This window comes from Paroceanicella profunda (assembly GCF_005887635.2).
Taxonomy (GTDB): Bacteria; Pseudomonadota; Alphaproteobacteria; order Rhodobacterales; family Rhodobacteraceae; genus Paroceanicella; species Paroceanicella profunda.
Genome location: NZ_CP040818.1, coordinates 3,535,223 through 3,556,429, shown reverse-complemented (window position 1 = coordinate 3,556,429; position 21,207 = coordinate 3,535,223). Strand labels below are relative to the sequence as shown.

Below are 21,207 nucleotides of genomic sequence, written 5' to 3'. Positions count from 1 at the left end.
AGCGTCACCCGTCAGAACGCTTCGGACCGCTTGAAAAAGCGGACCTGAGGTAGGCGCTGGAAAGCCGGGTGAGCTCGATGTGAAATCCCGGCAGAAGCATGGCAGAGTTCGTGTCTTCGAGAATCTGCCGAGTACCGCCCGTGACGACGGCAACCCAGCAGGTCACGACCTCGTCGGGTGGGGCGGCACGGACCTCCGGGCAGCGGCGCAACATCTGCGCCGCTGCATCCTGAAGCCTGACGATTGTGCGGGAGACCAGCGCGCTCATCTCGAGGTGCGACGAGGCCAGATAAAGCGCGCGGGCCTTTTCGGGGTCGCCCGTCTTCGCCGCGAAATACGTCTCGACGAACACCGCTGCGCAGTCGTCCAGCCTAGGGCGCTCGGCCGCGGCGCAGGCCTCTTCGATCTGGCAGGCAACCTGATCCAGAAGCTGCTCGACCAGCGCGTACAGCAGTGCCTCCTTGCCGGGGAAGTACTGGTACAACGTGCCGATCGACACCCCGGCGCGCGTCGCCACGTGGTTCGTGGTCAGTCGGGCCAGCCCTTCGCTCAGCAAAACCTGAGCCGTCGCTTCGAAGATGGCGTCGACAGTCGCCTTGGCACGGGCCTGAACGGGGTTCTTGCGGGGCTTTAACCGTGTCTGCGGGATGAGCGTCATATGCGAGTAACCAAGCTGAGGGTTTGCTCATATATCTGCTTCTCAACGCAAGACAGCAAGAGGAGAGCGATATGGCTCAGAGCACAGGACTCGTCGTCCTCGTCACCGGGGCGAACAAGGGCATAGGGTTCGAGACTGCGCGTCAGATCGGTCTGGAAGGCCACACGGTCCTGATCGGTTCGCGCGATGCAGGTCGCGGCGACGAGGCTGCGGGCCGGCTCGGATCAGAGGGGATCGACGCTCGACCGATCGCGCTGGACGTCCGGGATGCGACGTCCCGAGACAGCGTGGCCGAGCAGATCCGGTCGACCTTCGGTCATCTCGACGTCCTGGTGAACAATGCCGGAACCGGCGTCGCCGGGGACGGGCCGCCGGGCGCGGCCGATCTGGCACAGGTCCGCGATCTGTTCGAGGTGAATTTCTTTTCGACGCTCGAGGTCATCCAGACCATGCTCCCACTGCTCCGCAAGGCGCCGGCGGGCAGGATCGTGAATGTCTCCAGCGGCCTCGGCTCCCTGTCCCGTCACAGCGACTCGGATTGGGAGTTCGATGCCGTTCGCCTGACGGGCTACAACTGCTCAAAAGCCGCCCTGAACATGGCGACCATCCTGCTCGCCAAGGAGCTTGCGGGGACGGGGATCGTGGTCAATTCCGTCGCGCCGGGGTTTACCGCCACCGACCTGAACGGCGGCGGGCCGGGCGCACAGTCGCCCCGCGACGGCGCCCGCGCCTCTGTGGCGGCGGCGCTGCGCGGGGACGGCACAACCGGCCGTTTCTTGGCCCATGACGGGATCGAGCCGTGGTGACCCGTGGCAGGGCGCCGAGGCAGGTGCGGTCGGAGATGTCCCGACCGCGCCTGTGAGTATGCTATGATCTCGCGCTTGGGGCGGACCAAAGGTTAGATTTCTCCGATCAGCGCGCGGAACTCCTGGTCGCACCATTCGCGAAATGTGGTCGGGGTTGTCCGACGCGAGGCAGTCATGTCGAGGGTGTCGATCCCCTCATTCTTGGCGGTCATCATCTCCACATAGGCTTGCGCCATGCCCTCACTTGCACCGAGTCCTCGCATCATCTCCTCGAATTGAGGCATGCTCATCTTCACCGCCTTGACCGGACGGCCCAGAAACTCCGACAGGATGACTGCCATCTCGTCGAACGACAGGTCCTCCGGACCCAGGAGCGGAAGCTCCTGGACATCCGTCCAGCCGGTATCCAGAAGGAGATCCGCCGCGATGCGTGCCACGTCGGACTTGGCGACATGCGGCAGCTTCTTGTCGCCGGGTGTCGGCTGGTAGAACATGCCCGTGGCCCGGATCGGTTCGATCTGGCGCGCAAAGTTGTCCATGAGGGAGGCGCAGGTCAGGGCGCGCAGGTGCACACCCGTCCGCGCGATCATGTCGTCGACCTCTAGCGTCGCGGTGACAAGCCCGGCAGGCTTGGGCCAACCGCGGCCGAGGGCGGAGATGCTGACCACCCTCGTCACCTCCGACCCCGGAAGAGCGTCGCAAAAGGCCTGCGAGACCCCACGGTAGGCGGCCCTCGCGGATGGGAGGCTCGGGTCACCGGGGGGCAGCCAGAACACGCGCGTCACGCCCGGCAGCGCCTGCGCGATGGTGTCAGCGTCTGACATCGACCCCTGAATGACGTCTATGCGGTTGTCCATCGACAGTTTGAATGGATCACGCGCGATGACGCGGACATGTGTGCCGGCGTCGAGCAGCCGGCCAAGCACGCGGTGACCGATGTCTCCGGTGGGGGGGGTCAACAGGATCATATCGTCTTCCATTGTCTGTGTGTCTCAGGCGCGATCGTCAGCGATGGTCAGGCACAAGGTCTGTAAGCGCCAGTCCCGTCGAGAAATCGATTGGGACCGAAACGTGATCGTGCAGGACAAGCCAGCGGCCGTTCACCCGGCGCAGGACGTTCGTTTCCCGCGTCCACATGTCGACGAAAGGACCGTCTACAATTGTGCCTTCCAAGCGCGTCAACCCACGCACGGTCGCCAGATCACCCTGCTGATAGACAGTCAGATCGTCGATCGATATGACAAGATCGTCTTCGAACATCTCGAAGAAGGCGACCCAGTTCTGCCGCCAGATCGCCTCGCCATCGAACGCCATCGCAAGACCGTTTTCGGTAGGCGCGGCCATGAGATCGTATGAATAGATGTCTGCGACGTAGAAGGACATCATTCGCTCGAGGTCTTGTGCCGCGAAAGCCTCCAGCCAGTCGGCGCGGGCGGCGGCAACCTCGTGGGCAGCGGCTGCATCTTCGGTAGCCTCGGACACGATGACCTCGAAGGGCAGGTCCATCTGCGCGTCCTGCGCCTGCAGCGGAGAACCGATGAAGACAGTCGCGGTAAATGCGGCGATGCAGAACCGGGCGGGGGCGGAGGGATAGGGATGAGGTTTGTTCATTTCGGGTCTCCTGGTGATCTACCATGCCCAGATATGACTTCTCTCCGAACCATTTATGTGTGATGGTTCGCAAAAATGTCGCAATCGTTCAGGACTTGTCGATGGCAGAAGTTTTGTTCGACCCGCTTTCAGACGTGCTTGAACTGCTGAGACCACACGATTGCGTCGCGGCGGGCCTGGATGCCGGGGGCAACTGGTCCATTGGTTATGCACCGCATGCCGGCCTGAAGTGTAACGCGGTCATGAAAGGCGGTTGCTGGCTGACGCTCGAGGGGGCCGGTTCACGCATCTGGCTGGGAGAGGGGGATTGCGTAATGCTACCGCATGGCAAGGGCTTCGTGCTGTCCGCTCGGGGCGCCCGTCAGGGGGAACCTGCCGAAGCGGTCCACTCCACACCGTCGCACGGAGCGACCGCGACGCTGCGCGGCGGCGGCGACTTCTTCATGACGGGCGCGCGATTCCTGCTGTCGGGCTTGGCCTCGGACATCCTCTTGGCGTCGCTTCCGGACGTTGTCGTGATCCGCTCCGGCGCCGACGACCGATCCGACAGCGGAGAGACGGTCCGCTGGGCAGTTACCCGGATAGCTGCTGAACTGAGATCGCGCCGTCCGGGCAGCGCCCGTTCAATCGAGCATCTGTCACATGTACTACTGATCGAGCTCATGCGGTACCACCTCGAGGAAGGGCAGGAGGGTCATTTCGGATGGACGGCCGCGCTTTCAGACCCCTACATCCGCCGCGCCCTAGCCGCGATGCAAGGCGACCTCGCCCGGTCCTGGACGGTTGCCTCACTCGCCGAAAAAGCAGGCCTCTCGCGCACAGCCTTTGCGGTCCGCTTCGCGCGTCTGGTTGGACAGACGCCGATGAACTACCTCACCCTGTGGCGGATGCTCTGGGCGGCGCAGCGAATAGATCGCGCCGGGCTGACAATCGCGGTGGCTGCCGCCGAAGTCGGCTACGCGTCTGAGAGTGCGTTCACGGCGGCATTCAAGCGGACCCTGGGCCAGACGCCTCGACGGTTCGTCAGCAGGCAGTCGAAGCCCCTCCCGGTGACGAGCGCCCGACCGCCATTACGTGGCGCGTGAGCCCCCGTCCTTCCCTGGATGCCTTAAGCGCCGGACGTGGTCCACCAGCGCCCGCAGCTTGGGGGCCATGTTGCGCCGCTGCGGGAAATAGAGAAAGAAGCCCGTAAAGGGCGGAAGGAACCTTTCCAGCAGCGGAACGAGCGCCCCGGTGTCGAAATGTTCGCGCAGGCAGTCCTCAGGGGCGAAGGTGATGCCGGCCCCGGCAATGGCCATGCGGATCATCAGGCGCAGGTCGTTGGTGGTGAAGGTCTGGTTCACCGCCACGTCGAAGGGTTGACCGTTTTCGACGAATTCCCAGCGGTGCGGGGCAAGCTCGGGCGCGCGCCGCCAGCCGATGCAGGGGTGATCGATCAGCTCGCGCGGGTGGCTCGGCGCATCGTGCCGGGCCAGGTAGGCCGGCGAGGCCGCGGCGCGTTCACGCTGGTCGCCGCCGACCGGCACCGCGATCATGTCCTTTTCGATGACTTCGCCCAGCCGGACCCCGGCATCGAAGCCATGGGCGACGATGTCGAATTCCTCGTCCGTCACCGTCACGTCCACCGTTATCTCCGGATGGTTTTGCACGAAGCCTGCCAGAAGCGGGCCCGACAGGAACGGCTCGGCGATTGAGGTGGCGGTAAGCTTGAGGTGCCCGCGCGGCACGTCCCGGGCCTGGGCGGTTTCCAGCGCCCCGCCGATCTCGGTCAGCGGCGACTGGAGGGCGGCGACCAGCGCCGCCCCCGCCTCGGTCAGGTGGACCGAGCGGGTGGTGCGCAGGACAAGCGCGGTGCCAAGTTGGTCCTCGAGCCGCCGGATCGACTGGCTGACGGCAGATCGCGTCACCCCCATCCGATCGGCGGCGGCGCGGAAATTCCGCTCTTTGGCGACGGCGAGCAGAAGAGGAAGAAGGTTGAGGTCCATGGTGATTGTCCAGTCATGCTAACCACAGCATAAACCTCGGGCGGTCTACAGGCGACAATCAATCGCCTCCACCTTCTGTTCGGTCGGAAGACAGATCGAAACGAAGGAGCCAGACATGGACAAGGTCATTCTCATCACCGGCGCTTCCAGTGGCATCGGCGAAGGCATCGCGCGGGCCCTGGGTGCGGCAGGTGCCAGGCTGCTGCTCGGCGCCCGGCGCACCGACCGGCTTGCCGCGATTGCAGAGGACATCAACGCCAGCGGCGGTACCGCCGAATATCGCGCGCTCGACGTCACCAGCCGCGAGGACATGGCCGCCTTCGCCGCCACCGCCCTCGGCCTCTGGGGCCGGATCGACGTGCTGGTGAACAACGCTGGCGTGATGCCGCTGTCGCCGATGTCCGCAGGCAAGCACGACGAATGGGAGCGCATGGTGGACGTGAACGTCAAGGGCGTGCTCTGGGGTATCGGCGCGGTCCTTCCGGCGATGGACCGTCAGAACGCCGGGCAGATCATCAACATTGCCTCCATCGGAGCTCTGAACGCGGTGCCCACGGCGGCCATCTATTGCGGGACGAAATTTGCAGTGCGGGCGATCTCGGACGGGCTGCGGCAGGAGAGTCCCCACATTCGGGTGACCTGCGTGAATCCCGGCGTTGTCGACAGCGAACTGGCGCAGACGATCACGCATGAAGAGACGATGGCCTTCATGGAAGAGTATCGCGCAATCGCCCTTCAGCCTGCCGATATCGGTCGGCTTGTCCGCCATGTCATCGAAAGCCCCGAAAATGTGGCCGTGAACGAGATCACCGTGCGCCCGCAAGGACAGCAGGGATGAGCCGGGACGCACCGGCCTCCGCAACAGAAAGGACAGACAGATGACAAGGACCAAATCAGCATTCCGCAGCGCCCTTGGCGCCAGTGTGGTTGTCGGACTGGCCGTGCAGGCCCCTGCCGACAGCCGGGGCTCGGCGGCCGCCGAAGGCGCCTCTCATCCCTATGTCGGGATGTGGCACACCGACGACGACAGGGTCCGCCACGAGCTTTTGCCCAACGGGCGCTACGACGAAGCGCGCGGCACCCGCGAGAGCGCCTATCAGGGGCGCTACGAGGTGAAGGGAACCTATATCCTGTATTGGGATGATACCGGTTTCACCGCCGATGGCACCTTCGTGGACGAGAATACGCTCCACCATGGCGGCATGATCCTCCGTCGGCAAGGTTAACCCCCTGACACGCAATGCGTCTCCTCAGAGCAGATTACTTGCGCCGGTCTCGCTCGCCGTTCCTGCGGATAGGCTACCATGCTCTACGAATTAAAGGCCGCTGGGAAGGGCGATCGGGTTGCCGATCTCAGAGCTTAGAACGAGTATGAGCTCAATTCGCTCAAGCTGACTAAACGCGGCACCGCCGGGATCGACCATGCGTCCTATCGCGTCTCTTAGCCCGCAAGGCTGGAATGGCAGGTGACTCTTTTTCACTCGGCCAGCAGGAGCCGTTGCGACTCGATCAGCCGAAAATGCGGCGCGGATGGCCCGAAGAGTACCTTTTTCGAAGCGCGGGGAGCAATCAAGTGGTGAGAAGCGGACCGGCGACAGCGCGCACCGAGGGCAGGCATGACACTTAACATATCCTTTCAGCCTTGCCCGAGCTTCGTGACCGTCTTCTGTTCGTCCATGAACCGCGGGGCTGAGCTTTGACGTCGAGACGATCGACCGAGCGGTGCTGGAGAACCGCTAGCCCTCCTACAAGACCGCGATCAACCCGCGCGGTTAGCTTCCGGCACTGAGGCCTCACGACGGCATCATCATCACTGAGACCACCGCGATCTGCAGCCATTTCGACGAGGTGGCGGCGTATGGCCGGCGAGACCTTTCAGGAACGGGCCGTAATCCGAATGTGCACCCACCGCTTGTTTCGCGAGACCGTTCTGCTCAACTTCTTCTGGTGTCACGGCATCGAAGAGGCTTGTCGCGGGCATTGCGTTCAGAGAACCCGATGCAGAGTGGAGTCATCGTCTGTTGGAAGACCAGGGATTGATCCGTCTGGACGAGCGTATGGATGGGAAGACTTTCGCCGCAAAAGATGGCCTGACCATGACCGACATCATGCTCTCCGGTTTCATGGGGCCAGCATTGCCAAGGGTGAAATCCCATGGCTGTTTCATGCTCGATTGTGGAACATGACGGGGTGGTACGACCGCATGTCCGAGTGCAAACCGCGCCGGAAGGTGATAGATGTCTCCCGCCCGGAGTGGAGTGTTGACCCGGCGGCCTATAGCCGGTCGGAGAATGAGGCAAGTTTTCCGGGGTATCCGGCATCGTAGCCGTGAGGGGCGGTTTCTACCTTGGGTCTCAAGCCAAGGAGGCCAGCCATGCAGCGGAAATTAGGTCGCGGTTCCGTGCCGCCATCATCGTCAAACGAACGACCGGGGCTGTCGCGCCGGCGGTTCCTCCAGTCCTCAGCGGTCACTGCAGGGTCAACCCTGCTGGTCGGGTGTTCGACGCGTTCGCAGGCAGAGGATTGGGGCGTGGCGAACATCCCGTCCCATGCGGGGCGGTATGCTCTCGTGACCGGCGGCAATGGGTATCCGATCGGCGATATCAGCGGCCTAGGCTATCATACGGCGCTGCAGCTCGCGCGGGCGGGTGCGGATGTAACGATTGCCTCCCGCAAGGCGGATCGCGGCGCCGAGGCCGCCCGCCTCATCCGCGAGGCCGCGCCGGACTCGGAGGTTCGGTTCGAACAGTTCGACCTAACCGATCTGGCCTCGGTGAACGCCTTTACCGAGCGCATGACCAGCGAGGGCAGGCCCATCGACATGCTGGTGAACAATGCCGGCGTGATGGGGCGGCTCTCGATGGAGTTGAGCGTCGACGGCCACGAGCGGGTGTTCGCGACCAACACGCTGGGACATTTCGCGATGACGGGGCAGCTGATGCCGCTGATGCGCGACGGGCCGGAAACCCGCGTGGTCTGGGTGTCGAGTTCCCGCGCAGCGCGTGAGCCTCTGGATTTCGAGACCATGCGGCTGCCAGACCCCTACGATTACGGCGCCGCCTACAATTACACCAAGCTCGCCGCCATGGAACTGGCGATCGAGATGGAGCGGCGGAGCAGGGCGGCGGGCTGGGCCATCACCAGCGTCGCGGCCCACCCCGGCGTGGCGCGGACGCACCTTATCCCCGACGGCCCCGGACCCAACAGCATGGAGGGGCGGCGCCTCAGGACCATGGGCGCGATGTTCCCCCCGGCCGAGGAGGGCGCGGTGCCGCTTCTTTTCGCGACTACTTGGCCCGAGGCGCAGGGCGGCCACTACTACGGACCGACCGGCGGGCCAATGAGAAGCGGCCCGCCGGGAGAGAACGACATGCGCGAGGCGGCGCTCGATCCCGAGGCGAGTGCCGCGCTGTGGACCTGGCTCGAGGAGCTCAGCGGGGTCAAATACGGCTGATCCCGGGGTGCCTCCCACGACGGCTGGTGGGCCGGACGCCGGCCCTTTGCCGCCCGCTGTCACCAAGATGTGCTGATCCGGGCGGTTGATGGCGATGCGTAACAAGATGGCGCGATGCTATGGTTGTGATGAAACGCAACTGCAGTTCAGTGGAATCGCGCATGTCTCAGGCTTTGGACGAGACCACCCGGCAGGGCCCGGCCCGGACCGGGCGCACACCGGCTTGGCTAATGTCGGCTGCTCTCGATTTCATCGAGTCGCGGGGCGGCGGCCAGGGCCGGTTCAGCACGCCGCTTCCCGGTATCCACATCGTGCGCGCATTCCAGGACAGGCTGCCCATCCACAATCTCTACAAGCCGTCGCTCTGCGTCGTGCTCAGGGGCAACAAGGAAATCTACTTCGGCGACACCTGCCTGCACTATGCCGAGATGCAGTGCCTTTTGGTGAGCGCCGAGATCCCCGCCAGCGGCAGGATGGTGGGTGCATCCGTCGCCGACCCCTACATCGGGGTGATGATCGACTTCGACGTCGCCGAACTCAGAGACGTGCTGGGCAAGATCGATAGCCCGCCGGTGCCGCCCGTCGAGCCGGGGCCGTGCGTCTTTGTGGGAGAGGTCGATCAATTCCTCGCGGATTGCGTCGCCCGGCTGTGCAGGATGACCATGATGCCGGACCCGGTACCCGTGCTCTACCCGGCTGCGATGCGCGAGCTCTATTATTTTCTTCTGACCGGACCCTATGGCAGCGAGGTGGCGAAGATCGCGTTGCCCGAGACCTATGCCGAACGGATTGCCCGGTCCATTCACTTCATCCGCGGCCACTACAACGAAACCCTGAGGGTTGAGGACCTCGCGAGGAAGTGCGGCATGAGTTCGTCTTCGTTCTACCATCACTTCAAGGAGATAACCTCGATGAGTCCGGTCCGGTACCAGAAGCACCTGCGGCTGATAGAGGCCCGCCGGCTGATGGTTTCGGAGGGCGCGAGCGTTTCTCAGGCCGCGCATCACGTCGGCTACGAGAGCGCGTCGCAATTCAGCCGGGACTATGGCCGGACCATTGGATGTCCGCCAAAACGGGACGTCGCGAACTTCAAGGCGCTGCTCGCCGCCGGATCAAGGTGAGCCGATCGGGAGCGGAGGCTCGCAGGCGTCGCGGCCTCCCATTTCATTTTCACTGTCATCTACAGAGGCCACCCGCGGCGCGTGATGGCCACGTCACTGCGTGGCTATGGCAGACGAAGGCGCTCAGCAACGGTGACCTGTCCCCCTTTGAAGCCTGCACTTATGGATAAGTGCTGTTTAGGGTTTAATGTGCTGGACCGTGAGGAGGCCAGCTGCGACCAGCCAAAAACATGTTAGTCCTCATATGGAAAATTTCATCGTCGTGACGCAGGGACAGTTCGACAAGGATTGAAAGGCCGCTTGCAACCTAAGACGGCGCGCGGACTTACTCTTGGTTGATAGCGTGTCGCAGGGTCAGCCAGTCTGCATATTTGTCGCGACTTTCTCGTATGTGCGTGTAACGCTTTAGGCTTGTCCATGACCTGTGTCCGCTGACCGCTGCGACATGGGGAATGTTCCAACCTATCTCGAACAGCCGCGAAATGCCTTCGTGGCGCAGATCGTGGAAGTGCAGATCTTCGATCCCGAGCAGCTTGCAAGCGCGTGTGAAGTTGGCCGTGATCGCGTCCGGAGAGTAGGGGAAAATCTCAGCCTTGCTCTTGCGCATACTGTCGATGATCTGAATGGCCTCCTGGGGCAAATCCACCCAAGTATCGTTGCCGAGCTTTTCGCCGGGATGCTTCATGTCACGGAGCAGAATGCGTTTGTGCTCCTTCTGGAAGTCATCCCAGGTGAGACGGGTGATCTCTGCCTGTCGGCGCGTCGAGAAGAGAGCGAAAACGATCACCTTGTGCATGGGCATGGCCTGGGGCGCTCTTTGGCGCCGATCAATGAAGTAGGTCAGCAGCCGGTCGAGTTCATCAAGGGTGGGTCGTCGGTTTCGCTGCGCGGAACGGGAGATGATCCCCATGCGGCGCGCGACCGTGATCGCGTCTCTCATTTCCCGGTCATCCAGGCGAAAGTCCCACATCGGTCGTGCTATGGCGAATATGGAGGCGAGATGGCTCGCGTAGTTCCCGACTGTTTGCGGTTGTCCGGGCAGTGACTGAAGAAACTCGATAATATCCTTCGACTTGATGGTGGAACAGGGCAGATCGGCGATCGGGTAGGTGGCGATGGTCCTGAGGACCTGCGCCTTTGTGCGACCGATGTCCTTCACCGTCTCTTCAGTGTAGCGCTCGATCGCTTTGCACAGCGGAGGGTCGCATGCGTTCAGCCCTTCCAGCGCACCAGGTTTTGCTAGCTCTTTCTCGCGCTTCTTTATCCAGGCGGTTGCCGCAGGGCGTCTATCAAAGGTCTTCGTCTCATGATAGGAGGTTCCTTCTCGCATCACTCGCACGCTCGCATCACTCGCACGCGCGCAAGGTAGCTATCGCTGCCATCCTTTCGCTTGCGTGTACTGATCGAGCCCATGTTGACCTCCTGACTTGGTACATGGGAATCTATTTGGTACATTGTGCCAAGTCCAGCGTCGAAATCGGCGTAATTGGTACAGAACAGGCTGGAACGAGACGAAGATGAGGCGCGTGCAGGTGTCTGATAAAATGAAGAAAAAGGATTTATCAGTGGCCTCCCGCCTGTCCGTTGCCCCGATGATGGACTGGACGGACCGACACTGCCGCTTCCTGCACCGGCTGATGAGCCGGCATGCGGTGCTCTACACCGAGATGATCACCGCCGCGGCACTGATCCACGGGGACCGGGAGCGGCTGCTGCGGTTCGACGCCGCCGAACATCCCGTGGCCCTGCAGCTGGGCGGGTCGGAGCCCGATGCGCTGGCCGAGGCGGCGCGCATCGGGGCCGCGGCGGGGTATGACGAGATCAACCTCAATGTCGGCTGCCCGTCGGACAGGGTGCAGTCCGGCGCCTTCGGGGCCTGCCTGATGCGCGAGCCGGAGCTGGTGGCGCGCTGCGTGGCGGCGATGATCGCGGCGGTGCCGCAGGTGGAGGTGACGGTGAAATGCCGCATCGGGGTCGATGCGCAGGATCCGGAGCAGGTGCTGCCGGACTTCCTCGCCCGGGTGGCGGATGCGGGCTGCGGCACCTTCATCATCCACGCCCGCAAGGCCTGGCTGGAGGGGCTGAGCCCGAAGGAAAACCGCGATATTCCGCCGCTGGATTACGACATCGTTCACCGGATGAAGGCACGATTTCCCCGGCTGCGGATCGAACTCAACGGCGGCATCACCTCGCTCGACACTGCGGCGGACCATCTCGCCGCCGGGCTCGACGGGGTGATGATCGGACGCGCGGCCTATCATGATCCCGGGGGCATCCTCCCGGGCGTCGACGCGCTGGTCACCGGCGCGTCGGCGGCGGGGCGCGGGCCGGAGGAGGCCGTGCTGGCCATGCTCGGCTATATCGAGGCGGAATGTGCCGCCGGCACGCGGCTGAACCAGATCACCCGGCACATGCTGGGCCTGTTCACCGGCCGGCCGGGGGCGCGGCAGTGGCGGCGGATCCTGTCGGAGGGCGCGCATCTGCCGGGCGCAGGGCCGGAACTGGTGCGCCGGGCGCTGGAGAGCGTGCTGAGCCGCGCCGCCTGAGCCGGTTACTGGCGCAGCAGGATGCGGTTGCCGCGAATCGTGGTCTCGAACAGGCCCTCGAGGAAGCTCATGCCCAGCAGCGAGGATTGCAGCTTGCCCTCCTCCGCGACGGCGCCGCGCACGTCGCGCAGCTCCACATCGCCGATCCGCACCGAGGCGAGCACCACCGGTGCCACGTAGGAGCGGCCGTTCGCGGTGGTGACGGGGATGGAATAGTCGAGCCCGCGCATGTTCAGCCCGATGCGCTCGGCGTCGTCGTGGCGCAGCAGGACGAGCGAGGCGCCGGTGTCGATGAGCAGGGCGACGGAGCGGTCGTTCACCTCGGCGATGGCGCGGAAATGCCCGTCCCAGGCGCGGACCAGTTCCACCTCCCCGGTGCTCGCGGCGAGGGCAGCGGTGGGCGCCGGGGCGGCGGCGAAGAGCCGGGCGGTCTCCTCGATGCGCTCGCGCCAGATGAGTGCGGTGGCAAGGCAGGCGAACACCCCGGCCCAGGCGAGCACCGGCCGTGTGGCCCGGCGCGCGCCCTGCAGGTGAAACAGCATGGCCGAGAGTGCGGCGCCCGCCATCACGGCGGCGAAGAACACCAGCGGTGTCTGCGCCTCGTGCAGGCCGTTTCCGCTGCGGATCACCGCGAAGGTGAGCGCCAGCGCCAGGGCCAGGATCAGCGGAAGTTGCAGCATTGCGGGGACCGCGCCTCATCACCTCGGATCTCTCGGGCACCGAGACTAGCGCGGATCGGCGGGGCTGACGAGTCCGGCATGGGGGCACGTGCGCAGGTGGCACACGCGAGGCGCGCATCGGCGGGCGGTCGGGCATGCGGAGGCCGCACGGCCTGGCGCCTGCGGTCCCGATGGCAGGGATCGGGTACGCGAGGGCCGCATGGCCCGGCGCCTGCGGCCCCGATGGCGGGTGGCCAACTGGCGCCGGGGGCGTGGAGGCTCGTCCTGAGGGGGAACGAGCGGTTGGCGGAGGGGGCTTTGCGGCCCGACGTCCCGAGGCCGGGGCCTTGGCGGGCGAAGGGCTGGTGGCGCTGGCCGTCCGGCAGTGCAAGGCGCGCCCACGGGCGGACTGCCTGACGGCTCGATCTCAGGCGAGCTCGGACAGGCGGGCGGCCGCGCTTCGAGCTGTCGGGCGACAGGCTGGGGCTCCGGCCCGTGGGTGGGGCGCGGGCCTGTCAGTCGGTGCGGCGGGCGCGCCGGCGGGCGGAGGGGCGGTTCTGCGGCGCGCGCAGCAGGGCGCGGCGGTCGGGAAGTTCGGCCATGATGCGGGCGCGCTCCGCGGCCGGGAGGCCGGACCAGCCGGCGATCTCGTCCAGCGTGCGCAGGCACCCGGTGCAGAGCCCGGCGCCGGGATGCATCACGCAGATCTTCACGCAGGGGCTGTCGATCTCGTTCCGGGCCCAGATCTCGTCGGTCATGGCGCCTCCTCCTGCCGCGCCAGCCAGGCCAGCCGGTCCAGCGCGCCCTGCAGGATGTAGGAGGCCGCGACATTGTCGATGATCTCGGCGCGGCGGCGGCGCGACGTGTCGGCGGCAATGAGCATGCGCTCGGCTTCCACCGTGCTCAGCCGTTCGTCCCAGAACGCGATGGGGATCTCGGTGAGGCGCGAGAGATTGCGCGCGAAGGCGCGGGTGGACTGGCAGCGCGGGCCTTCGGACCCGTCCATGTTGCGCGGCAGGCCGAGCACCAGCGCGCCGATGCGGCGTTCGCCGGTCAGCTCCAGCAGGGCCGCGGCGTCGAGGCCGAACTTGCGCCGGCGGATGGTTGTGAGCGGAGTGGCGATGGAGCGCATCGTGTCGGACACGGCGATGCCGATGGTCTTGTCGCCGAGGTCGAGCCCGAAGAGCGCCGCGCCGGGGGCGAGCAGGGGCCCGAGGGCGCCCGCGTCCTCGAAGATCTCGGCGCTCATTCGGAAGCCTCCGCCACGCCGGCGTCCCGGGCCGCGGCGCGCAGGTCGGTCATCGCGGCCGGGTCTGCGGCGAAGGTGGCGCGGGCCTCGGCCCAGATCGCGGCGGCGCGGTCCCGCTCGCCCAGGATGCCGAGCGAGCGGATGAGGCGCGCCCATTCCTGCGCGCTGCCGCCCTCGGTGGCGAGGCGGCGGGACAGGCCGTCGACCATGCCGCGGATCATCTCCTCGCGCGCGGCGGGGTCCATGTCGCGCGCGTTGCGCATGGCTTCGGCATCCGGGCCGGGCAGGGGGGCGCCTGCCGCGGGGCCGACGGGCTGCGGCGGGGCCGGCAGCTCCGGCAGGTCCCGGCCGAGGGCTGTGGCCAGGCTCGGGAGCTGCCGGGCGATGGCCTGCACCCAGGGCGCATCCGGCGGGCCTTCCTTCAGAAGGGCGGTCCAGAGGTTCCACGCGCCCTGCGGCTCGCTGTTCTGGACCATGGCGAGGCCGGCATAGTAGCGCGAGGGCTTGTCGCCGGGGTCCGCCTGCAGGGCGGCGCCGATGGCCTGCTCGGCCTCGGGGGAGACATAGCCGTTCGCCGCGAGGATCATCAGCTCGGCGAGGTCCGCATGGTCCCGCGCCGTGGCCGCGTCTCCGGCGATCGCCAGCACGCGGGCCTGGGCCACGCGCGCCTCCGCATAGCGGTGCAACTGGGCGAGGGCGCCGACGAGCAGGCGGTGGCCGCGCTCGTCGTTCTGGCGCTCGGAGAGCACGGCGCGCAGCCGCACGACAAGCTCGGTGAGCTGGGTGGCATCCTGCGTGGCGGGGGGCTCCGGGGTGATGCCGGCATCCGCGAGCATGGCCTCCACCCGGTCCTGCCCGGGGCGCATGTCCTGGCGCGCGGACAGGGGCAGGTCCGGCAGCTCCGGCGTGCCGAGCCCGGCATAGAGCCCGACGGCGCCGAGCCCGACGGCCAGCACCAGCCCCAAGGCGAGCCCGCGGGACGCGGCCGCCGGCGCGCGCACCGGCCCGGTGGCGCCGCTGCGGGCCGCCTCGGTGTCCACCGCGAGCAGGCGCCGGCCCACCTCGGCGCGCGCGGCCTCGGCCTCCTCGGCTGACAGCACGCCGCGCGCCTGGTCCCGGTCGATCTCCGACATCTGGTCGCGGTAGACCCGCTTGTCGTACTCCGCCCGTGCCTCCGCGCCGCGCGCGCCGCCCAGCAGCGGCCGTGCGAGCCAGGCAAGCCCGAGCAGCGTGATCACTGCGATGCTGAGCCAGAGCGCCATGTTTCTCCCAGTCCGGCCGGTCCCGGCCCCATGTGGTCATCAGGTCGGCGGGAACCTACCCTTCCACCCGTCGGGCTTCAATGCACGAACGCGCCATGACACCCCGTGCCGCAGGGTGGCCGGGGCCCGCTTGCAAGCGGTGCGGACAGGCGCGCGGCGGCGTGCGCACCTCTGTCGGGAATGAATGGCGGAGTGCCGGAAAGTGGCGCATCGCCCCGGGGGGCGCCTGCTAGGAAAGGGCCGCGGACCCGCGGGCACTTGCAACCGCTTCCGCCGCGCGGGAGGATCGCCGCGCCGCAACAGGGGAGTCGTTCATGCGCCGCTATTCCGTCTTTTCCATTGCCCGGGAGGCCATGCGCTACCACCAGGGCTGGGAGCGCGCCTGGCGCTCGCCCGAACCGAAGGCGGAATATGACGTGATCGTGGTGGGGGCCGGCGGCCACGGGCTGGCCACGGCCTACTACCTCGCGAAGAACCACGGCGTGAAGAATGTCGCGGTGCTGGAGAAGGGCTGGCTGGGCGGCGGCAACACCGGGCGCAACACCACCATCATCCGCTCGAACTACCTGCAGGACCCCTCGGTGGCGATCTTCGAGAAGGCGCGCAGCCTCTACGAGGACCTGTCCCAGCAGCTCAACTTCAACATCATGTTCAGCCCGCGCGGCGTGCTGATGCTGGCGCAAACCGAGCATGAGCTGCGCGCCTACCGCCGCGCCGAGCACGCGAACCGCCTGCAGGGCATCGAGACGGAGATGGTCTCCACCGCGCGGGTGAAGGAGCTGTGCCCGATCCTGGAGACCGGCGGCCCGCGCTACCCGGTGCTGGGCGGGCTGTGGCAGGCGCGCGGCGGCACCGCCCGGCATGACGCCGTGGCCTGGGGCTATGCGCGCGCGGCCTCCGACCTCGGGGTGGACATCATCCAGCAGTGCGAGGTGACCGGCATCGACACCGCCGGCGGAAAGGTGCGCGGCGTGCAGACCAGCCGCGGCGCCATCCGTTGCAAGAAGCTCGCCATCGTGGTGGCCGGCCATTCGGGCGTGCTGGCGGAGATGGCGGGCTTCCGCCTGCCGGTGGAATCGGTGGCGCTGCAGGCGCTGGTCTCCGAGCCGATCAAGCCGGTGATCGACATCGTGGTGATGGCCAACACCGTGCACGGCTACATGAGCCAGTCCGACAAGGGCGAGCTGGTGATCGGCGGCGGCGCCGACGGGTTCAACAACTACACCCAGCGCGGCTCGTTCCAGCACATCGAGGAGACGGTGAGCGCGCTGGTGGAGACCTTCCCCATCATCTCCCGCCTCAAGATGCTGCGCCAGTGGGGCGGCATCGTGGACATGACCGGCGACCGCTCGCCGATCATCGGCCGCACCCCGGTGGACGGCATCTTCGTGAACTGCGGCTGGGGCACCGGCGGGTTCAAGGCCATCCCCGGCTCCGGCTGGGCGATGGCCGAGACGGTGGCCAAGGGCACGCCGGATGCGCTGGCCGGGCCCTTCGGCCTCGACCGGTTCGTGGAGGGCAGGATGATCGACGAAAGCGTGGCCGCGGCCGTCGCCCACTGACGGCGGCGCAACAGGAATTCCGGCACTCCACGGGGTGGCGGCAGCAGGATCCCGGGGTAACCCGGCAGCAGAACGAGGCGGCAGCATGAGTGCAGAGGGTGTGAGGCGCGGCTGGCAAGCCGGTGATGGGGAACCGGTTTCCCTCTCGCGCGTTGTCATGGGCAACGTAAACGGGATGGAGAGTACATCATGGCTACCGGCAATCGTGGTTCGGGACTGTCGTTCATCGTCGGGGCGCTCGTCGTCGCGGTCGTGGGGCTTGGCGTCTACGCCTACAATGGCGGCTTCGAGAAGCAGGACGCCGACATCACCATCGATCTGCCCGACGTGGACACGAACTGAACCGGGCTCCGGCCCCCGCTGCGGGAGGCCGTCATGCTGATCCTCACCTGTCCGTGCTGCGGTGTCACCGGTGAGGAAACCGAATTCCACCCCGGTGGCGAGGCGCATCTGAAGCGCTTCGGCCCGGGGTCGGAAGACGGTGAGTTCACCGCCTACCTCTTCGATCGCAAGAACCCCAAGGGCGTGCATTTCGAGCGCTGGCGCCACGCGTTCGGCTGTGGAAAATGGTTCCACGCCGCGCGCTGCACCGCAACGCTGGAGGTGTTCGGCACCTATCCCGCCCAGGTCTCCGCACCGCCCGAGGAGATCGTCGCGCGCATCCGTGTCCGCCGTCCGGGCTGGGAGATGCCGGCATGAGCGCCCGACTGCCCCGCGGGGGCCTTCTCATCGACCGCCAGTCGCCGGTGTCCTTCTCGGCCGACGGGCGCACGCTCACCGGGTTCCGGGGCGATACCCTGGCCTCGGCTCTGCTGGGCGCCGGCGAGATGCTGATGGGCCGGTCCTTCAAGTATCACCGGCCGCGCGGCCCGATCGCCTCCGGGCCGGAGGAGCCGAACGCGCTCTACGGCATCGGCGAGGGCGCGCGCTTCGAGCCGAACCAGCGCGCCACCGTCACGGAGCTGTTCGAGGGGCTGCACGCGCGGTCGCAGAACCGCTGGCCCAGCCTCGCCTTAGACGTGGGCGCGGTGAACGCGAAGCTTTCGCGCCTGCTGCCGGCGGGCTTCTACTACAAGACCTTCATCCACCCGCGCGCGGCCTGGAAGCACCTGTTCGAGCCGGTGATCCGCCGGTCCGCCGGCCTGGGCCAGCCCCCGGCGGAGGCCGATGCCGACCGGTACGAGCAGGTGCATGCCTTCGTCGACGTGCTGGTGGTCGGCGGCGGCATCGCGGGCCTTGCCGCCGCGCGGCAGGCCGCCTCCGGCGGTGCGCGGGTGATGCTCGTCGAACAGGCGCCGCATTGGGGCGGCCGCGCGCTGGTGGACGGCCCCGTCATCGACGGGATGCCCGCGGCGGAGTGGATCGCGGCGGAGACCGCCGCGCTCGGCGCCCGGGCCAATGTCATCCTGCGCAGCCGTTTCACGGCCTCGGCGGTGAACGATCACGGGTATGTGCTGGGTGTCGAGCGTCTCACCGATCACGCCCCCGCCACCGGCGCGCCCCGCCACCGGCAGTGGCGCATCCGAGCGGGCCGGGTGATCACGGCCACCGGCGCCATCGAACGGCCGCTGTCCTTCCCGGGGAACGACGTGCCGGGCGTGATGCTGGCCTCCGCGATCCGCGATCACCTCGCGCTCTACGCGGTGTCGCCGGGCGCGCGGACGGTGGTGCTCACCAACAACGATGACGCCTATCGCACCGCGATCGCGCTGAAGAAGGCCGGGCTGGACGTGCCGGCCATCGTCGACGCGCGCGCGAACCCGACCTCGCAGCTTGTCGCCGATGCCCGTGCTCTCGGCCTGCGGGTGGAGTTCGGGCGGGCGCTCTCCGGCGTCACCGGCTCGAAGCGGGTGGAGGGCGTGAAGCTCTGCACGCTGTCCGGGCAGGGCTCGGTGATCGAGGAGATCGCCTGCGACGCCGTGGCGATGTCCGGCGGCTGGTCTCCGGTGGTCCATCTCTGGTCGCATTGCGGCGGCAAGCTGGTGTGGGACGAGGCGCATGCGATGTTCGCCCCCGATCCGCAGCGCCCGCCCACCGGGGCGGACGGCGCGGGCTTCGTGATCGCCGCCGGAACCGCGGCCGGCCACATGCTCACGGGCGAGACGCTGGCGGATGCGGCGGCCGCAGGCCGTCGCGCGGGCGAGGAGGTGGGGCAGCGCCCCGGCGACGAACCCGTTCCCCTTTCCGAGACCATCGCCGAGGCGGCGCTGCTGCCGGTCTGGATCATGCCGTTGCAGGCCGGGCCGGAGCTGCGGGCCAAGGCCTTCCTCGACTACCAGAACGACGTGAAGGTCTCCGACGTCCAGCTCGCGGCCCGCGAGGGCTACGAAAGTGTCGAGCACACCAAGCGCTACACCACGCTCGGCATGGCGACGGATCAGGGGAAGCTCTCCAACATCAACGGCCTGGCGGTTCTTGCTGACACGTTGGGTCAGCCGATCCCGCAGGTGGGAACCACCACCTTCCGGCCGCCCTACACGCCGGTGTCCTTCGGCGCGATCACCGGCATGGCGCGCGGGCCGCTGTTCCGCCCCACCCGGCGCACCAGCACCGACCCCTGGGCGGAGGCCGCCGGCGCCGTGTTCGAGCCGGTGGGCGACTGGCGTCGCGCCTTCGCCTATCCGCGTGCCGGGGAGAGCACCGAGGATGCCGTGGTCCGCGAGGTTCTGACGGTGCGCGAGGGCGTGGGCCTGCTCGACGCTTCCACGCTGGGCAAGGTCATCGTGAAGGGGCCGGACGCGGGCAAGCTGCTCGACCTCGTCTACACCAACATGATGTCGACCCTGAAACCCGGCCGCTGCCGCTACGGGCTGATGTGCACGGAAAACGGCTTCGTCTTCGACGATGGCGTCGTGGTCCGGCTCGATGCCGACACCTTCCTGTGCCACACCACCACCGGCGGCGCCGAACGCGTGCATGGCCATTTCGAGGAATGGTTGCAGACCGAATGGTGGGACCTGCAGGCCTACACCGCCAACGTGACCGAGCAGTTCGCGCAGTTCGTCGTGGCCGGGCCGAAGGCGCGCGGCGTGCTGGAGGCGCTCGGCGGCATGGACGTCTCCCGCGAGGGGCTGCCGTTCCTCACCTCGTCCCAGGGCACGCTGGGCGGCTATCAGGTTCGGGTGCATCGGATCTCCTTCTCCGGCGAGCTTTCCTTCGAGATCGCGGTTGCCGCGGATCAGGGCGCCCTGCTCTGGGAGCGGCTGATCGGGCTGGGCGCCGTGCCCTACGGCACCGAGGCCATGCACGTTCTGCGTGGCGAGAAGGGCTTCATCATCGTGGGCGACGAGACGGACGGAACCGTCACGCCGCATGATCTGGGGATGAGCTGGGCCGTCTCGAAGAAGAAGCCGGATTTCATCGGCAAGCGGGCGCTGGAGCGCAGCTACCTCGCCGGGTCGGGCCGCAAGCAGCTGGTCGGGCTCGAGACCGTGGACCCGAGCGACCGGCTGCCGGACGGGGCGCACGCGGTTTCGGGCACCCGGCCGGACGGCCGCCCGCAGGCCATCGGCCATGTCACCTCCACCTACCGCTCGCCCACTCTCGGGCGGCCGATCGCGATGGGCCTGATCGTGGACGGGCTGGCGCGGATGGGCGAGGTGATCGACTTCCCCGTGTCCGATTCGCTCACCATGCATGCGCGGATCGTCTCGCCCTGCTTCTTCGACAAGGAAGGGAGCCGTCAGGATGTCTGACATTGCCCAAGCCCCGCTGCGCCGCTTTTCGGGAGACGCGCTGGTGGAGGACACAGGCCCCACCGGCATGGTGACCCTGCGCGGCACGCTGCGCTCCGGGGCGATCCTCTCGGCGGTGCAGGGTGCGCTCGGCCTCGGCGTGCCGGCGGTGCGCCGGGTGGAGAGCGGGCCGCGCGGCGCCGTGCTCTGGATGTCTCCGGACGAACTGATGCTGGTCTGCCCGGTGGCCGAGGCCGCCGGGATCGCGGACTCCATCGCGGAGAAACTGGCCGGGGAGCATTTCCTGGCCCTCGATCTCTCCTCGGCCCGCAGCCGCTTCCGCATTTCCGGCGCGGGCGCACGCGACGTACTCGCCAAGGGTGCGCCGGTCGATCTGTCCCCGGCGACCTTCGGCGTGGGCGAGCTGCGCCGCACCCGGCTCGGCTCGGTGGCGGTGGCGTTCTGGTGCACCGGGCCCGACATGTTCGAGCTGATCTGCTTCCGCTCGGTGGCCGATCATGTCTACGACTGGCTGTGTCTCGCAGCCCGGCCCGGCGGGCGCGTGGGCCTCTACTGAGGGGGCGCGCCGACGGCGGCGAATGGGTGACCGCCCGGGATGC

At 67.2% G+C, this 21,207-nt stretch carries 22 protein-coding genes; 13 read left to right on the top strand and 9 right to left on the bottom strand.

Annotated features, from left to right (window positions below; genetic code table 11):
• Positions 1–4 precede the first annotated feature (4 nt).
• Positions 5–658 (bottom strand): TetR/AcrR family transcriptional regulator, encoded by a 654-nt coding sequence (locus FDP22_RS15820; RefSeq protein WP_138575137.1) that lies wholly within the window; start codon positions 656–658, stop codon positions 5–7.
• Positions 659–729: 71 nt separating this feature from the next.
• Between FDP22_RS15820 and FDP22_RS15815 the strand changes: the two genes are divergently transcribed.
• Complete coding sequence (locus FDP22_RS15815; RefSeq protein ID WP_138575135.1) at positions 730–1,464, top strand: SDR family NAD(P)-dependent oxidoreductase; 735 nt, start codon at positions 730–732, stop codon at positions 1,462–1,464.
• Positions 1,465–1,556: 92 nt separating this feature from the next.
• Here FDP22_RS15815 and FDP22_RS15810 read toward each other — a convergent pair whose 3' ends face one another.
• Together FDP22_RS15810 and FDP22_RS15805 are read right to left on the bottom strand one after the other, a co-directional pair.
• Positions 1,557–2,444, bottom strand: a complete 888-nt coding sequence (locus tag FDP22_RS15810; RefSeq protein ID WP_239031801.1) for an NAD(P)H-binding protein — start codon at positions 2,442–2,444, stop codon at positions 1,557–1,559.
• A 25-nt stretch (positions 2,445–2,469) separates the two neighbouring features.
• Positions 2,470–3,075 (bottom strand): YybH family protein, encoded by a 606-nt coding sequence (locus tag FDP22_RS15805; RefSeq protein ID WP_138575133.1) that lies wholly within the window; start codon positions 3,073–3,075, stop codon positions 2,470–2,472.
• A gap of 23 nt (positions 3,076–3,098) precedes the next feature.
• On the opposite strand from FDP22_RS15805, the gene FDP22_RS15800 reads away from it, so the two are divergent.
• Positions 3,099–4,160, top strand: a complete 1,062-nt coding sequence (locus tag FDP22_RS15800) for an AraC family transcriptional regulator (RefSeq protein ID WP_239031800.1) — start codon at positions 3,099–3,101, stop codon at positions 4,158–4,160.
• Here the strand turns inward: FDP22_RS15800 and FDP22_RS15795 are convergent.
• Positions 4,146–5,060 carry a LysR family transcriptional regulator gene (locus tag FDP22_RS15795; protein WP_205910790.1) on the bottom strand — a complete coding sequence of 305 codons (915 nt, stop codon included), beginning with the start codon at positions 5,058–5,060 and terminating at the stop codon, positions 4,146–4,148. The genes FDP22_RS15800 and FDP22_RS15795 overlap by 15 nt on opposite strands.
• Positions 5,061–5,175: 115 nt before the next feature.
• Here FDP22_RS15795 and FDP22_RS15790 point away from each other — a divergent pair, with 115 nt between their 5' ends.
• The 5 genes from FDP22_RS15790 to FDP22_RS15775 all read left to right on the top strand — a co-directional run bounded on the left by FDP22_RS15790 (position 5,176) and on the right by FDP22_RS15775 (position 9,635).
• Positions 5,176–5,898: an SDR family oxidoreductase gene (locus FDP22_RS15790; RefSeq protein ID WP_138575129.1), complete on the top strand. Its 723-nt coding sequence runs from the start codon at positions 5,176–5,178 to the stop codon at positions 5,896–5,898.
• Positions 5,899–5,938: 40 nt separating this feature from the next.
• On the top strand, positions 5,939–6,286 hold the full coding sequence (locus tag FDP22_RS15785; RefSeq protein ID WP_138575127.1) for an Atu4866 domain-containing protein: 348 nt from the start codon (positions 5,939–5,941) through the stop codon (positions 6,284–6,286).
• Between the two features lie 810 nt (positions 6,287–7,096).
• Positions 7,097–7,246 (top strand): hypothetical protein, encoded by a 150-nt coding sequence (locus FDP22_RS24570; RefSeq protein ID WP_170317727.1) that lies wholly within the window; start codon positions 7,097–7,099, stop codon positions 7,244–7,246.
• Between the two features lie 344 nt (positions 7,247–7,590).
• On the top strand, positions 7,591–8,514 hold the full coding sequence (locus FDP22_RS15780; RefSeq protein WP_205910789.1) for an SDR family NAD(P)-dependent oxidoreductase: 924 nt from the start codon (positions 7,591–7,593) through the stop codon (positions 8,512–8,514).
• A gap of 161 nt (positions 8,515–8,675) precedes the next feature.
• On the top strand, positions 8,676–9,635 hold the full coding sequence (locus tag FDP22_RS15775; protein WP_205910788.1) for an AraC family transcriptional regulator: 960 nt from the start codon (positions 8,676–8,678) through the stop codon (positions 9,633–9,635).
• Between the two features lie 325 nt (positions 9,636–9,960).
• On the opposite strand, the gene FDP22_RS15770 is transcribed toward FDP22_RS15775, so the two are convergent.
• Positions 9,961–10,965, bottom strand: coding sequence for a site-specific integrase (locus FDP22_RS15770; protein ID WP_138575123.1), 1,005 nt, complete (start codon positions 10,963–10,965; stop codon positions 9,961–9,963).
• 214 nt (positions 10,966–11,179) lie between these two features.
• Here FDP22_RS15770 and dusA point away from each other — a divergent pair, with 214 nt between their 5' ends.
• Positions 11,180–12,181 (top strand): tRNA dihydrouridine(20/20a) synthase DusA, encoded by a 1,002-nt coding sequence (gene dusA, locus FDP22_RS15765; protein ID WP_138575121.1) that lies wholly within the window; start codon positions 11,180–11,182, stop codon positions 12,179–12,181.
• A 5-nt stretch (positions 12,182–12,186) separates the two neighbouring features.
• Here dusA and FDP22_RS15760 read toward each other — a convergent pair whose 3' ends face one another.
• The 4 genes from FDP22_RS15760 to ccmI all read right to left on the bottom strand — a co-directional run bounded on the left by FDP22_RS15760 (position 12,187) and on the right by ccmI (position 15,351).
• Positions 12,187–12,861 carry a retropepsin-like aspartic protease family protein gene (locus FDP22_RS15760; protein ID WP_138575119.1) on the bottom strand — a complete coding sequence of 225 codons (675 nt, stop codon included), beginning with the start codon at positions 12,859–12,861 and terminating at the stop codon, positions 12,187–12,189.
• Positions 12,862–13,355: 494 nt separating this feature from the next.
• Positions 13,356–13,598 carry a DUF1289 domain-containing protein gene (locus FDP22_RS15755; RefSeq protein ID WP_138575117.1) on the bottom strand — a complete coding sequence of 81 codons (243 nt, stop codon included), beginning with the start codon at positions 13,596–13,598 and terminating at the stop codon, positions 13,356–13,358.
• A complete protein-coding gene (gene ruvX, locus FDP22_RS15750; RefSeq protein WP_138575115.1) occupies positions 13,595–14,089 on the bottom strand; it encodes a Holliday junction resolvase RuvX in 495 nt (164 codons plus the stop codon). Before ruvX ends, FDP22_RS15755 begins: the two co-directional genes overlap by 4 nt.
• The gene (gene ccmI, locus FDP22_RS15745; protein WP_138575113.1) at positions 14,086–15,351 is read right to left on the bottom strand and encodes a c-type cytochrome biogenesis protein CcmI; all 1,266 of its coding nucleotides are present in this window, start codon (positions 15,349–15,351) and stop codon (positions 14,086–14,088) included. The genes ruvX and ccmI overlap by 4 nt, the downstream gene beginning before the upstream one ends.
• Before the next feature lie 314 nt (positions 15,352–15,665).
• Here ccmI and FDP22_RS15740 point away from each other — a divergent pair, with 314 nt between their 5' ends.
• The 5 genes from FDP22_RS15740 (at position 15,666) to FDP22_RS15725 (ending at position 21,164) form a co-directional block, all read left to right on the top strand.
• On the top strand, positions 15,666–16,913 hold the full coding sequence (locus FDP22_RS15740; protein ID WP_138575111.1) for a sarcosine oxidase subunit beta family protein: 1,248 nt from the start codon (positions 15,666–15,668) through the stop codon (positions 16,911–16,913).
• A 189-nt stretch (positions 16,914–17,102) separates the two neighbouring features.
• Positions 17,103–17,255: a hypothetical protein gene (locus FDP22_RS24565; protein WP_170317726.1), complete on the top strand. Its 153-nt coding sequence runs from the start codon at positions 17,103–17,105 to the stop codon at positions 17,253–17,255.
• A 33-nt stretch (positions 17,256–17,288) separates the two neighbouring features.
• Complete coding sequence (locus tag FDP22_RS15735; RefSeq protein ID WP_138575109.1) at positions 17,289–17,612, top strand: sarcosine oxidase subunit delta; 324 nt, start codon at positions 17,289–17,291, stop codon at positions 17,610–17,612.
• On the top strand, positions 17,609–20,608 hold the full coding sequence (locus tag FDP22_RS15730; protein ID WP_138575107.1) for a sarcosine oxidase subunit alpha family protein: 3,000 nt from the start codon (positions 17,609–17,611) through the stop codon (positions 20,606–20,608). The genes FDP22_RS15735 and FDP22_RS15730 overlap by 4 nt, the downstream gene beginning before the upstream one ends.
• A complete protein-coding gene (locus tag FDP22_RS15725) occupies positions 20,601–21,164 on the top strand; it encodes a sarcosine oxidase subunit gamma (RefSeq protein WP_138575105.1) in 564 nt (187 codons plus the stop codon). Before FDP22_RS15730 ends, FDP22_RS15725 begins: the two co-directional genes overlap by 8 nt.
• The last annotated feature ends 43 nt before the right edge of the window (positions 21,165–21,207 follow it).

What these genes read in the sequence shown, in the direction of transcription:
- FDP22_RS15820 (WP_138575137.1), bottom strand. Translation starts at nt 658, where the DNA reads ATGACGCTCATCCCGCAGACACGGTTAAAGCCCCGCAAGAACCCCGTT.
- FDP22_RS15815 (WP_138575135.1), top strand. Translation starts at nt 730, where the DNA reads ATGGCTCAGAGCACAGGACTCGTCGTCCTCGTCACCGGGGCGAACAAG.
- FDP22_RS15810 (WP_239031801.1), bottom strand. Translation starts at nt 2,444, where the DNA reads ATGGAAGACGATATGATCCTGTTGACCCCCCCCACCGGAGACATCGGT.
- FDP22_RS15805 (WP_138575133.1), bottom strand. Translation starts at nt 3,075, where the DNA reads ATGAACAAACCTCATCCCTATCCCTCCGCCCCCGCCCGGTTCTGCATC.
- FDP22_RS15800 (WP_239031800.1), top strand. Translation starts at nt 3,099, where the DNA reads ATGCCCAGATATGACTTCTCTCCGAACCATTTATGTGTGATGGTTCGC.
- FDP22_RS15795 (WP_205910790.1), bottom strand. Translation starts at nt 5,060, where the DNA reads ATGGACCTCAACCTTCTTCCTCTTCTGCTCGCCGTCGCCAAAGAGCGG.
- FDP22_RS15790 (WP_138575129.1), top strand. Translation starts at nt 5,176, where the DNA reads ATGGACAAGGTCATTCTCATCACCGGCGCTTCCAGTGGCATCGGCGAA.
- FDP22_RS15785 (WP_138575127.1), top strand. Translation starts at nt 5,939, where the DNA reads ATGACAAGGACCAAATCAGCATTCCGCAGCGCCCTTGGCGCCAGTGTG.
- FDP22_RS15775 (WP_205910788.1), top strand. Translation starts at nt 8,676, where the DNA reads ATGTCTCAGGCTTTGGACGAGACCACCCGGCAGGGCCCGGCCCGGACC.
- FDP22_RS15770 (WP_138575123.1), bottom strand. Translation starts at nt 10,965, where the DNA reads ATGCGAGAAGGAACCTCCTATCATGAGACGAAGACCTTTGATAGACGC.
- dusA (WP_138575121.1), top strand. Translation starts at nt 11,180, where the DNA reads ATGAAGAAAAAGGATTTATCAGTGGCCTCCCGCCTGTCCGTTGCCCCG.
- FDP22_RS15760 (WP_138575119.1), bottom strand. Translation starts at nt 12,861, where the DNA reads ATGCTGCAACTTCCGCTGATCCTGGCCCTGGCGCTGGCGCTCACCTTC.
- FDP22_RS15755 (WP_138575117.1), bottom strand. Translation starts at nt 13,598, where the DNA reads ATGACCGACGAGATCTGGGCCCGGAACGAGATCGACAGCCCCTGCGTG.
- ruvX (WP_138575115.1), bottom strand. Translation starts at nt 14,089, where the DNA reads ATGAGCGCCGAGATCTTCGAGGACGCGGGCGCCCTCGGGCCCCTGCTC.
- ccmI (WP_138575113.1), bottom strand. Translation starts at nt 15,351, where the DNA reads ATGGCGCTCTGGCTCAGCATCGCAGTGATCACGCTGCTCGGGCTTGCC.
- FDP22_RS15740 (WP_138575111.1), top strand. Translation starts at nt 15,666, where the DNA reads ATGCGCCGCTATTCCGTCTTTTCCATTGCCCGGGAGGCCATGCGCTAC.
- FDP22_RS24565 (WP_170317726.1), top strand. Translation starts at nt 17,103, where the DNA reads ATGGCTACCGGCAATCGTGGTTCGGGACTGTCGTTCATCGTCGGGGCG.
- FDP22_RS15735 (WP_138575109.1), top strand. Translation starts at nt 17,289, where the DNA reads ATGCTGATCCTCACCTGTCCGTGCTGCGGTGTCACCGGTGAGGAAACC.
- FDP22_RS15730 (WP_138575107.1), top strand. Translation starts at nt 17,609, where the DNA reads ATGAGCGCCCGACTGCCCCGCGGGGGCCTTCTCATCGACCGCCAGTCG.
- FDP22_RS15725 (WP_138575105.1), top strand. Translation starts at nt 20,601, where the DNA reads ATGTCTGACATTGCCCAAGCCCCGCTGCGCCGCTTTTCGGGAGACGCG.